General features: G+C 47.8%; 11 protein-coding genes. All 11 read left to right on the top strand.

Annotation, left to right across the window (positions count from 1 at the left end; translation table 11 throughout):
- The first annotated feature begins 297 nt into the window (after positions 1-297).
- The 11 genes from sucC to fliF all read left to right on the top strand — a co-directional run bounded on the left by sucC (position 298) and on the right by fliF (position 12594).
- The gene (sucC, locus tag ACOZB4_RS11040) at positions 298-1458 is read left to right on the top strand and encodes an ADP-forming succinate--CoA ligase subunit beta (RefSeq protein ID WP_006211339.1); all 1161 of its coding nucleotides are present in this window, start codon (positions 298-300) and stop codon (positions 1456-1458) included.
- A 97-nt stretch (positions 1459-1555) separates the two neighbouring features.
- Positions 1556-2485, top strand: a complete 930-nt coding sequence (gene sucD / locus ACOZB4_RS11035) for a succinate--CoA ligase subunit alpha (protein WP_071220478.1) — start codon at positions 1556-1558, stop codon at positions 2483-2485.
- Between the two features lie 131 nt (positions 2486-2616).
- Entirely contained in the window at positions 2617-3792 is a 1176-nt protein-coding gene (gene dprA, locus ACOZB4_RS11030) for a DNA-processing protein DprA (RefSeq protein ID WP_379404709.1), read from the top strand.
- A gap of 36 nt (positions 3793-3828) precedes the next feature.
- Positions 3829-5928, top strand: a complete 2100-nt coding sequence (topA, locus tag ACOZB4_RS11025) for a type I DNA topoisomerase (protein WP_076325000.1) — start codon at positions 3829-3831, stop codon at positions 5926-5928.
- Between the two features lie 15 nt (positions 5929-5943).
- Entirely contained in the window at positions 5944-7278 is a 1335-nt protein-coding gene (gene trmFO / locus ACOZB4_RS11020) for an FADH(2)-oxidizing methylenetetrahydrofolate--tRNA-(uracil(54)-C(5))-methyltransferase TrmFO (RefSeq protein WP_372238816.1), read from the top strand.
- A 29-nt stretch (positions 7279-7307) separates the two neighbouring features.
- Complete coding sequence (hslV, locus tag ACOZB4_RS11015) at positions 7308-7850, top strand: ATP-dependent protease subunit HslV (RefSeq protein ID WP_006211334.1); 543 nt, start codon at positions 7308-7310, stop codon at positions 7848-7850.
- A 49-nt stretch (positions 7851-7899) separates the two neighbouring features.
- The gene (gene hslU / locus ACOZB4_RS11010) at positions 7900-9306 is read left to right on the top strand and encodes an ATP-dependent protease ATPase subunit HslU (RefSeq protein WP_076324998.1); all 1407 of its coding nucleotides are present in this window, start codon (positions 7900-7902) and stop codon (positions 9304-9306) included.
- Between the two features lie 457 nt (positions 9307-9763).
- The gene (flgB, locus tag ACOZB4_RS11005; RefSeq protein ID WP_076324997.1) at positions 9764-10171 is read left to right on the top strand and encodes a flagellar basal body rod protein FlgB; all 408 of its coding nucleotides are present in this window, start codon (positions 9764-9766) and stop codon (positions 10169-10171) included.
- 5 nt (positions 10172-10176) lie between these two features.
- Positions 10177-10626: a flagellar basal body rod protein FlgC gene (gene flgC / locus ACOZB4_RS11000; protein ID WP_076324996.1), complete on the top strand. Its 450-nt coding sequence runs from the start codon at positions 10177-10179 to the stop codon at positions 10624-10626.
- A 44-nt stretch (positions 10627-10670) separates the two neighbouring features.
- Positions 10671-10979 carry a flagellar hook-basal body complex protein FliE gene (gene fliE, locus ACOZB4_RS10995; RefSeq protein WP_076324995.1) on the top strand — a complete coding sequence of 103 codons (309 nt, stop codon included), beginning with the start codon at positions 10671-10673 and terminating at the stop codon, positions 10977-10979.
- A gap of 34 nt (positions 10980-11013) precedes the next feature.
- A complete protein-coding gene (gene fliF / locus ACOZB4_RS10990; protein WP_379404704.1) occupies positions 11014-12594 on the top strand; it encodes a flagellar basal-body MS-ring/collar protein FliF in 1581 nt (526 codons plus the stop codon).
- Positions 12595-12597: the final 3 nt, after the last annotated feature.

Below are 12597 nucleotides of genomic sequence, written 5' to 3'. Positions count from 1 at the left end.
TTATGATTATGCTAGCAGGATTGTTAGGTATTGCCGTTGTCGCATTGGGGATCATTGGATTGATACTCTTTGCACGGAAAAACAAATGATTTTTACATATTTCTCCAATTTATATCTGGAAGGAATCATACCCATGCCAAATAGAGTGGATAAACTGTGAACTTTTTAAGGTAAGCGTTTTAAAAACATGTTACAATAGCTTGGGTTTAATATATAAAGGTTGACAGGGTAATCTTTCATAGATTAGTTCCGTGTTAGCCAGCCTTGTTCCAGTCATGTTGATAGGAGGATTCGAGAATGAATATCCATGAATATCAAGGAAAACAAGTACTGAAGCAATATGGAGTAGCTGTTCCGAACGGCAAGGTAGCGTTTACGGTAGAAGAAGCAGTTGAAGCTGCACAATCTTTGGGCAGTCCCGTAACCGTTGTCAAAGCACAGATTCACGCAGGCGGTCGGGGTAAAGCCGGCGGCGTTAAAGTGGCGAAGAACCTGGATGAGGTTCGTGCTTATGCTGAAGAAATTCTGGGCAAGGTGTTGGTGACTCACCAAACAGGTCCGGAAGGCAAGGAAGTCAAGCGTCTCCTCATTGAAGAGGGCTGCGATATTCGCAAAGAGTATTATATCGGTGTGGTCGTTGACCGTGCTACCGGTCGTGTCGTTTTGATGGCGTCCGAAGAAGGCGGTACCGAGATTGAAGAAGTTGCAGCAGCAACTCCTGAGAAGATTTTTAAAGAGGTTGTAGATCCAGCGATCGGACTTCAAACATTCCAAGCGCGGAAATTAGCGTATTCCATTAATATTCCGAATGAATTGGTAGGGAAAGCCGTTCAGTTCATGCTGGCCTTGTATAAGGCATTTGTAGAGAAGGATTGCTCTATCGCTGAAATCAATCCGCTAGTCGTAACCGGGGACGGAAACGTCATGGCTCTCGATGCCAAACTCAATTTCGATTCCAACGCGTTGTTCCGTCATAAAGACATCCTTGAGCTGCGGGACCTGGACGAAGAAGATGAGAAGGAAATCGAAGCATCCAAATACGATTTGAGTTACATAGCTCTCGATGGCAACATCGGCTGTATGGTTAACGGCGCAGGTCTTGCCATGGCTACGATGGACATTATCAAGTATTATGGCGGCGACCCTGCTAACTTCCTTGATGTTGGGGGCGGTGCAACAACGGAGAAGGTAACGGAAGCCTTCAAGATTATTTTGTCCGATCCTCAAGTAAAAGGAATTTTTGTCAACATTTTCGGCGGTATTATGCGCTGCGACGTTATCGCTACCGGTGTTGTCGAAGCTGCAAAACAGCTGGGCTTAACTCGTCCGCTTGTTGTACGCTTGGAAGGAACGAACGTAGACCTCGGCAAGCAGATTCTGGCTGAGTCCGGTCTTAATATCGTACCTGCTGATTCCATGGCCGACGGAGCACAGAAGATCGTCTCCCTCGTTCAGTAATATTTCATTCCTGAAGGGGCATGGCACGATGGGCTTCGAAAGCCCTGCCGTGCGGTTGCTTTCATTTTCAAATAACAATAGGGGATGTGAATCAATCGTGAGTATTTTGATCGATAAAAATACAAAAGTTATCACGCAAGGGATTACAGGTAAAACAGCCCTTTTCCATGCAAAAGGCGCCCTGGATTACGGTACACAGATGGTCGGGGGAACTTCACCCGGCAAAGGTGGAACCGAAGTTGAAATTACGCTTGAGAACGGCGAAACCGTCAAATTGCCGGTTTACAACACCGTTGAGGAAGCCAAAGCCAAAACAGGTGCAACCGCTAGCGTAATTTATGTACCTCCGGCTTTTGCAGCCGATTCCATTCTGGAAGCTGTTGATGCCGAGATGGATCTGGTTATTTGTATTACGGAAGGCATTCCGGTGCTGGATATGGTAAAAGTATCCCGCTATATGGAAGGCAAGAAAACTCGTCTGATCGGTCCTAACTGTCCTGGTGTCATTACACCGGGTGAATGCAAAATCGGCATCATGCCTGGCTACATCCATACGCCAGGACACGTCGGCGTTGTATCGCGCAGTGGTACCCTGACATATGAAGCCGTTCATCAGCTGACAGCTCGCGGCATCGGACAATCCTCCGCCGTAGGGATTGGCGGCGACCCGGTCAAAGGGACGGAGTTTATCGATGTATTGAGACTCTTTAATGAAGATCCTAACACCAAAGCGGTTATTATGATCGGTGAGATCGGCGGTACCGCAGAGGAAGAAGCGGCTGAATGGATCAAAGCGAACATGACTAAACCGGTGGTAGGCTTCATTGGCGGCGCAACGGCGCCTCCAGGAAAACGTATGGGCCACGCAGGTGCGATTATTTCTGGCGGCAAAGGAACAGCCAAGGAGAAAATCTCTGTACTTGAAGCTTGCGGTATCAAGGTAGCTCCTACACCTGCTGAAATGGGCTCAACCCTGGTTAGCGTGCTTGAGGAGAAAGGTCTTTTGGAGTCTTGCACGACTCACTAGAACTAGATTCTTATGCAATCCTAGGCTAAGCCTATGGTTATAATTTAAGGTAAGCAACCTTTTATTTCCTGAATAGGGAATGAAGGGTTGCTTTTTTGCTTTTGATTTTATATTTTAAGGAGGTCCCGTTTATGAAGCTGGATAGCTTACTGCTCATCGCATTGCATGAAAGCGAAGGTATCGGATGGAAGACCATTAATCGAATCATATTGAACGGTGAACTGCATCAGGGGCTGCTGTCATATGATGCAAATGATTGGAGAGCCTGTGGCCTATCTGTCGAAAAAGCGAATAAACTGGCCAAAGATTTTTCTACCGTTGTCGAAAGAAAGCAGATCGATCTTTCGAGTGCGGATGATGTCGGGTTTCGACAACATGAAGCTGGGGTATGGAATTTGACAAACCGTTCAAAAATACGTATTATAACAGCCCTCGATGATATCTACCCGGACATGTTAAAATCTTCACCACAGGCACCCTGGGTATTGTATTGCATAGGCGATCCTCATCTGCTGTCGAGGCCGGGGATTGCGGTGGTAGGTACAAGAATGCCTACTGCATATGGGCGCAAGATTGCAACGATGCTATCCGAGGAGTTGGCAGGGGCAGGATTCATGGTTGTCAGCGGCATGGCCAGAGGCATTGATAGCGTAGTCCATGATACGGCTTTGCGAAGCGGGGGACCGACAGTAGCGGTTCTCGGAGCCGGCATTGACGTGATATATCCACCGGAGAACCGATCGTTGTATGAAGAAATCGCGGCAAAGGGACTTATCATTTCCGAATACCCGCCTGGCACCAAGGCGCTCCCGGGATTCTTCCCGCAGCGAAACCGGATTATTGCGGGACTCACGCTAGGTACTGTGGTGGTAGAGGCGGATGCCCGCAGCGGATCGTTGATTACGGCGGATTTAGCCCTGGAGGCAGGAAGGGACGTGTTCTCCGTTCCGGGACCTCTCACTTCACCCAAGAGTAGAGGGACCTTGGATTTGATCAAGCAAGGGGCCAAGATGGTCACGCAAGCTAGTGATATAATAGAAGAATATGATTCCTGGTTGCCAAAAGTGGCTTCGGATACATACAATAAGGAGCGGCGGGCCCCTCGTCAGGAGCATCCGGATGAACTAGCCGGGTTGACAAATGACGAACGACAAATATACCATATGCTCGAACAGGGTCCCGGGTCGCTGGATGAGATGATCGAGCGCACCCGGTGGGATTTTGGACATTTGCATTCAGTTCTGTTATCTTTAATCATAAAAAAGCAGATTACCCAATTACCCGGTGCTATATATATGATCATTTAATGGGAAAGTTTGAATGTTGGAGAGGAGGATGAACCTGTGGCGGATTCACTCGTCATCGTAGAGTCGCCTGCTAAGGCGAAAACGATTGGCAAATATCTCGGCAGCAAGTATATCGTGAAGGCTTCGATGGGTCATGTTCGCGATTTGCCGAAGAGCCAGATCGGGGTTGAAGTGGAAAACGACTTCAATCCGAAATACATTACGATCCGCGGAAAAGGTTCTGTCTTAAAGGAACTTAAGGATGCTAGCAAAAAGGTGAAAAAAGTGTACCTCGCAGCTGACCCCGATCGCGAAGGGGAAGCCATTGCATGGCATCTTGCGCATGCATTGGAGCTGGATGATACTCAAAGCCTGCGGGTTGTATTTAATGAAATAACGAAAACGGCCGTGAAGGACGCCTTCAAGACGCCGCGCAAAATTAACATGGATTTGGTTAACGCGCAGCAGGCAAGACGTATCCTTGATCGTCTGGTTGGTTATAAGATCAGCCCTATTCTATGGAAGAAAGTAAAAAAGGGACTCTCTGCCGGCCGCGTTCAATCGGTAGCCGTCAAAATCATTCTCGACCGTGAGAATGAGATAAGCGCTTTCGTTCCGGAAGAATATTGGACCATTACGGCTAAGCTGGCCATTAAAGGATCCGCATTCGAAGCCAAATTCACGCAGCTTAACGGCGCGAAGAAGGAGCTGACCAATGAACAGGAAGTCAATGAAATTCTCGAAGCGATTCGGGATGCTTCCTTCCAAGTCGGCGAAGTAAAAGAACGCGAACGTCAGCGCCACCCGTCTCCACCGTTTACGACGAGTTCCTTGCAGCAGGAAGCTGCACGTAAACTTGGTTTCCGGGCTGCCAAGACCATGTCCGTCGCCCAGCAGCTGTACGAGGGCGTCGAGCTTGGCAAGGAAGGCACCGTCGGTTTGATTACCTATATGCGTACGGATTCTACGCGCATTTCAGGCACGGCTCAAGAAGAAGCGAAAGAATACATCACCGAGAAGTATGGTGATCCGTTCGTTCCGGAGAGCCCGAGACAATACTCGAAAAAAGCGGCCAACGCTCAGGACGCGCATGAAGCGATTCGACCTACATCGGTGCTGCGGGATCCTGAATCCGTGAAGCCGTTCATGAGTCGTGATCAGCTTCGCCTGTATAAACTGGTTTGGGAGCGTTTTGTGGCGAGTCAGATGTCTTCTGCTGTGCTGGATACGCTTTCTGTGGACATTACCGCGGGCAAGACAGTCTTCCGCGCAACGGGTTCGAAGGTTCGTTTCCCTGGATTTATGAAGGTCTACGTTGAAGGCAACGACGACGGGACGACTGAGGAAGATAAATACCTGCCAGAGCTTCATAGTGGCGACATTCTGGAGAAACAGGATATTGAGCCGAAGCAGCACTTCACACAGCCGCCTCCGCGTTATACGGAAGCACGTCTTGTCCGAACGCTGGAGGAGCTCGGTATAGGGCGTCCTAGTACGTATGCACCGACGCTGGAGACGATCCAGAAGAGAGGCTACGTTGCCATCGAAGAGAAAAAATTCATGCCAACCGAGCTCGGTGAACTTGTCATCGAACAGATGGAGCAGTTCTTCCCGGAAATTCTCAATGTGGAGTTTACGGCGAACATGGAAGAAGACCTCGACCATGTGGAGGAGGGCTCCGAAGATTGGGTCAAAGTATTGGCAGAGTTCTATGAATCCTTTGAAAAGCGGCTTGAAGTAGCAGAGGAAGAAATGAAGGAAATCGAAATCGAAGATGAGGTTTCCGATGAGATCTGCGAAAAATGCGGTAAGCCATTGGTGTATAAGCTGGGCAGGTTTGGTAAGTTTCTTGCATGCTCAGGCTTCCCGGATTGCCGGAATACCAAGCCGATCGTGAAAGATATCGGCGTGGCGTGCCCGAAATGCAAGGAAGGTCATGTCGTGGAACGCCGGAGCAAGAAGGGGCGCGTCTTCTTTGGGTGTGATCGTTATCCCGAATGTGATTTTGTATCATGGGATAAACCATCAACGAAGCCATGTCCGAATTGCAGTAGTTTGATGGTAGAGAAGAAAAGCAAGCAAGGCATCAAGCTTCAATGTACTTCTTGTGATTATTCCGAAATGGTCGAGGAACAGGACGATGCAGCAGATTTGTAAGGCATACAGGGGGTAATGACTTTGACAGATTCACAGAGGGTTACGGTTATCGGTGCAGGGCTTGCTGGCAGTGAAGCTGCTTGGCAGATCGCTAGCCGTGGCGTACCCGTTACATTATATGAGATGCGGCCGGTCGTGAAGACGCCGGCTCATCATACGGACAAGTTCGCTGAGCTTGTATGCAGTAATTCGCTTCGCGCGAACGGTTTAACCAACGCAGTCGGAGTATTGAAGGAAGAGATGCGGATGCTGAACTCGCTTGTCATCGGTTCGGCAGACCGCAATTCCGTCCCGGCTGGGGGCGCATTGGCTGTTGACCGTGACGGTTTTTCGGGAGAAATTACGGAAACCCTGCATCAGCATCCTTTAATTGAGGTTGTAAATGAAGAAATTCAGCATATACCTGAAGAAGGCATCGTTGTTATTGCCACAGGGCCGCTGACTTCGCCCGCATTGTCATCACAGATTCGTGAGCTGATGGGTGAGGACTATTTCTATTTTTACGATGCGGCTGCTCCGATCGTGGAAAAGGATTCCATCGATATGAGCAAGGTCTATCTGGCATCCCGCTACGATAAAGGCGAAGCGGCATATCTGAATTGTCCCATGACGGAAGAGGAGTTTGACGCTTTCTATGACGCTCTTATCAATGCCGAAGTCGCTCAATTGAAAGAGTTTGAGAAGGAGATTTATTTCGAAGGCTGCATGCCGATCGAGATTATGATGAAGCGTGGTAAACAAACCGCCTTGTTTGGCCCCATGAAACCTGTTGGATTGGTGAACCCACATACAGGCAAGCTGCCACACGCTGTGGTGCAGCTCCGTCAGGATAATGCGGCAGGTACTCTCTACAACCTTGTCGGTTTCCAGACTCATTTGAAGTGGGGCGAACAGAAGCGGATCATTTCCATGATTCCGGGACTCGAGAACGCCGAAATTGTGCGTTACGGCGTCATGCACCGCAATACGTTTGTTAATTCGCCTAGACTGCTGGAACAAACCTATCAGGTGAAAACACGGCCTAATCTGTATCTGGCGGGACAAATGACGGGTGTTGAAGGATATGTTGAATCGGCGGCATCCGGATTGATTGCTGGAATCAATGCAGCAAGAGCAGCTCAGGGGCAGGAGGGGATTGTATTCCCTCAGGAATCAACCATCGGAAGTATGGCCTACTACATCACCCATGCAGATCCCGATAACTTCCAGCCGATGAATGCGAACTTCGGTCTTCTTCCGAGTCTCGAGAAGCGCATTCGCAACAAAAAGGAAAAAAACGAAGCGCTTGCGAGCCGAGCTCTTGACGGAGTACGAATATTTATTAATGCTAACGAACTAAATACAATCTAATCTTATTTTCTTAGGGAGGTCTTGCCATCATGGAAATGACTTTTCACGCCACGACGATTTGCGCAGTACGGCATAATGGCACAGCAGCTATTGCCGGCGATGGCCAAGTTACATTTGGTGAAAGTGTAGTCATGAAGCAGACCGCCAAGAAAGTGCGCCGTCTTTACCGGGGACAAGTTGTCGCCGGTTTTGCCGGTTCTGTGGCGGATGCAATTACGTTATTTGAGAAATTCGAAGGCAAGCTGGAAGAGCACCATGGAAACCTGCAGCGTGCCGCTGTTGAGCTCGCGAAGGACTGGCGTCAAGACCGTGTGCTTCGCAAACTTGAGGCTTTGATGATTGTTATGGATAAAACAGGAATGCTCCTGATTTCAGGCGGCGGCGAAATCATCGAGCCCGATGATGATGTGCTGGCCATAGGGTCAGGCGGCAATTTTGCCTTGTCGGCAGGTCGGGCGCTTAAGCGACATGCCGGACATATGGAAGCAAAGGATATAGCCAGAGAGGCACTTCAGATCGCTTCTGAGGTGTGTGTCTATACCAACAGCAACATTATTGTCGAAGAGCTGTAAGGATGCCATACAGTAACATATAGCCATATCAGGGGTGGAGGTATTCGCGATGAGTAAAGAATCGATGACGCCAAGACAGATTGTATCCGAGCTGGATAAATACATCGTAGGGCAGAAGGACGCTAAAAAATCGGTCGCTGTAGCCCTTCGGAACCGCTATCGCCGGAGTTTGCTTACAGATGACGAGCGGGATGAAATCGTACCGAAGAACATTCTGATGATCGGTCCTACCGGCGTCGGCAAAACGGAGATTGCAAGAAGGCTTGCCAAGCTGGTCCATGCACCGTTCGTCAAGGTCGAGGCGACAAAGTTTACCGAGGTTGGTTATGTTGGGCGTGATGTGGAATCCATGGTACGTGATCTTGTGGAAACCGCGATCCGGATGGTGAAGCTGGAACGTACCGAGAAGGTAAAGGACAAAGCCGAGGAAATGGCGAACGAGCGGATAGTTCAGCTGTTGGCACCTTCAACCAAAGGACAGAAAAGTCAGCGCAATCCCTTTGAGATGCTGTTTGGCGGTGCCAATAACGATACCCAGGCCGAAGATGAGGATGCGGACGATAAGGACGTTAGTCTCAAAGAGAAACGGAGACAAGTTCGTTTTAACCTGCTGTCCGGTAAGCTTGAAGATGAAACGATTGAGATTGATGTCGAGGATGCTGCTCCGAACATGTTTGATATGTTTGCGGGGCAGGGCAATGATCAGATGGGGATGAACATGCAGGAAATGTTCGGTAATCTGATGCCAAAGCGCACAAAGCGCCGCAAGCTGTCCGTCAAGGAAGCCAGGAAAGTGCTGACGCAAGAGGAAGCTGGTAAGCTTATCGATATGGATGATGTCATTCAGGAGTCTATTCGTCGGGCAGAGCAATCCGGTATTATCTTTATCGACGAGATCGACAAGGTTGCCAGCCAGGGCCGTCAATCAGGTCCAGATGTGTCCAGAGAAGGTGTGCAGCGCGATATTTTGCCTATCGTTGAAGGCTCCACGATTATGACGAAATACGGGCCGGTAAAAACGGACTTTGTCCTCTTTATCGCTGCCGGTGCTTTTCATATTGCGAAGCCATCGGATTTGATACCCGAGCTTCAGGGGCGTTTTCCGATTCGGGTGGAGCTCAGCAGCTTGTCACTCGACGATTTTGTATCCATTTTGACCGAGCCGAAAAATGCACTAACCAAGCAATACGTCAATCTGCTGCGTACTGAAGATCTTGAGGTTGAGTTTTCCCCAGAAGCAATACGGGAGATCGCCCAAATCGCGGCTTCGGTTAACCAGAACACGGAGAATATAGGCGCGCGGAGACTTCATACGATATTGGAGAAGCTCCTCGAAGACCTGTCATTTGAAGCGCCTGAGTTGACGCTGGACCGCATGGTGATCACGCCGCAGTATGTCCGGGAGAAACTTGCCGGCATCGCCCAGGACCGGGATCTGAGCCAGTATATTCTGTAGTTGCATGCATATAGGTCTATCTTCCGGGTATGCGAAAGGAAATAATTGTCGATATTCATCATGACCCTACTAGCAAGTTGTCGAAGCGCTTTCGCATGTTGGAAGGAATCGGGACGGATTTCGTAATTTTTTGTGAATTTTATGGTTCGTAGCAGGACCTACCCTTCGGGAAAAATCGCTTAAATTTTACAGATTTAGTGGTACGATTTGCAATAATATAGAAAAAAACCGGATAAAAATGAACACAAAGCCCTTCTTTTTGGTAAAAGATAGGGCTTTTTTCTTATTGTAAAAAGTCCCAATCTTTAAGAAACTTAGTTTATGTGACATCATGTTGTCTTTTTCTACTTAAGACCTAGGTTAGTTCATACGGATTATATGATTTGTCGAAAAAAGAGGATTTAGCTAGGAAGAGTGGAATACCTTTCTGCAAAGTCCAGTCAGGAGGAATGAGCTAGTGAACCTGTTGAATAATAGTTCTTTTCAACGGCTTCAAAGCGGGTTGGATGCAGCAAATCTCAGAAACAATGTGATTGCAAACAACATCGCCAACGTGGATACTCCTCATTTTAAGAGATCCGAGGTATCCTTTGAGAGTCTTCTGAAAAAAGAAATGGATGGGGCCCAATTGTCACTTCAGGGCAGAAGAACAGATCCCAGGCATTTTGTCATTGGTCCAACCGGGGGGATTCCTGATGCTTCAGTCATGAAGGATGGCAGCAGCTCCATGAATAACAACCAGAATAATGTCGATGCAGACAGAGAAATGTCGCTGCTTGCAGAGAATCAGCTCCGTTATAATTCATACATACAAGCTGTAAATGAGCAGATTCGAATGATGCGTACAGCTATTGAAGGGAGATAGGGTTCATGAATATTAGCAATAGTTTCGGTATTAATGCATCAGCTCTAACAGCACAACGGCTTCGAATGGATGTCATCTCCTCCAACATAGCCAATGCAGAAACTACACGCGCACGAATCGAGAATGGCCAAGCCGTTCCGTATCGCCGAAAGACAGTTGTGTTACAGCCGCAGCAGGAATCGTTTGAAGGACTTCTTAGAGCACAGATGAATGGACAGAATGTGGGACAAGGGGTAAAGGTTGCCCAGGTACGGGAAGATCAAACCCCGCTGAAACAGGTATATAACCCTACACATCCTGATGCAAATGCGGCAGGCTATGTCTTTATGCCTAACGTGGACATTACGAAGGAAATGGTGGATATGCTAGCGGCTACACGTTCTTACGAAGCTAACGTTACTGCGATAAATGCTTCGAAAGCGATGATTATGAAGGCATTGGAGATCGGTAGATAACAAGTGAAAATACATAAGCCCATATTGTAGGAGGAGAGAAAGAGATGATTCAAAATGCAATGTTCAGTGTTCAGGGCGTACAGCCGCTTCAACTGCAGGAGCAAGTGAAAAATGGAGCGACTCCTTCCGAATCGATTCGCGATTTTGGCTCTTACCTGAATGAAGCACTGAACTCTGTGGCAGCACAGGAACAAAATGCTCATGTCATGAGCGATAAATTAATGATTGGACAAGTAAACGTAGATCAGGCGATGATATCCGCCCAACAGGCTCTGTTGAGCATTCAGCTCACAACACAGGTCCGAAACAAAGTGGTAGAAGCCTATCAAGAGATCATGCGCACGCAAATCTAAATGTTTCTAGCAAAGTTTCGGATGGGGTGACAATGTGAACGAGAGAATTACCCAATATAGGGAGAGAATGACCCAGTATTGGAACCAATTCAGCAACAAACAAAAAATAATGTTAATCGCTACAATAGCATTTGTTTTGATTGCTCTAATCGTACTAACGATGCAGTTCTCTAAGACGAAGTACGAAGTAGCATTCCGGGATCTAAATTCCAGCGATGCCGCAGGAATCATCAGCCACCTGGAGACTCAAGGGATTTCCTACAAGCTGAGCGAGGATGGCAGAAGCATCCTGGTTCCGAGTACGAGCGCAGCTAAAGTCCAGATTGATGTAGGGTCTCAAGGACTTGTACAGAATGGTACGATCGGATTCGAAACCTTCGAGAAGAACGCATCGGCCATCGGGATGACAGATAACGAATTCGAAGTGAAATATGTAAATGCACTGAATGGCGAAGTAGAACGACTGCTTGAGAAAATGCAGGGCGTCCAAGATGCAACGGTATTATTAAATCTGCCAAAAGAAAGTGTATTTGCCAAGAACGGAAACGAAGATCAAGCCAGTGCTTCCGTAGTTGTGCAATTCAAACCGGGCTATCGTCCTAATCAAGAAGTCATTGACGGGTACTACAACCTGGTGAAGACAGCCATTCCAAACTTGCCGGTTGAGAACATTACAATCACCAATGACGAAGTCGAGCTGCTCGCAACAGCTAAAGGCGGTCAAGGTGGATTGATGGGCAAGGTGGAAGAAAACTTCGCGCTTCAGAAAAAATTCGAAAGCGATGTTAGGCAAAATGTTCAGCAGTTTCTCTCGCAATACATGGGATCGAATAAAGTTAATGTCCTGGTTGCCTCGAAACTGAACTTTGATCAGGTGCAGAGCAAAGAAAACATCGTAACCCCTGTTGATGAAGAAGAAATGAAGGGGATTGAGCTCAGTGTTCAGGAGATCCAGAAGAACTATTCGGGAACCAGTAGTCCAACCGGCGGAGTGGCCGGTGTAGGCGAAGAAGCTGTTCCGGGATATCCTAGCGATTCTGGAAGTGGAGAAACGAACTCGGAAGAGCTCTCCAAAACCGTTAACTATGAAGTCAACCGGATTACGAAGGATATCATAGCAAGTCCATATACTGTTAAAGATTTAACCATTAATGTCTCGGTTGAACCACCTGCCGGACAACAAACTTTGGATGATGCAACAAGAACGGCAATACAGAACATTCTGGTTAATATTGTACGAGCGTCGCTCTCGGATACAGACTCTACTTATACAGACGCTGATTTGTCCAAAAAAGTTTCGGTTATTTCACAGGTATTTAATGTAAATGCGGATGAAAATCCGAAAACCGTTTTTTCAAAACCTGTATTATGGGGGATTGGTATCGCTGCGTTAGCGTTAATTGCTGGAGGAGCCTATTTCATCATCCGCAGACGCAGACAGCAGCAGGAAGAATTTGAAGATGACATTCAGCTTCCGCCAGTTACGGAATTCCCATCGATTAATCTCGAAAGTATAACCAATGAAAGCCAGGTTCGTAAGCAGCTCGAAACCTTGGCGAAGAAGAAGCCAGATGAATTCGTGAATTTACTTCGCACATGGCTAGCTGAGGAATAGAGG

The sequence above is a fragment of the Paenibacillus sp. NPDC058898 genome (assembly GCF_049316025.1).
In the GTDB taxonomy this organism is placed as follows: Bacteria; Bacillota; Bacilli; order Paenibacillales; family Paenibacillaceae; genus Paenibacillus_AQ.
Note: the sequence above shows the minus strand (reverse complement) of the source record. Positions and strands in the feature narration are given on the sequence as shown.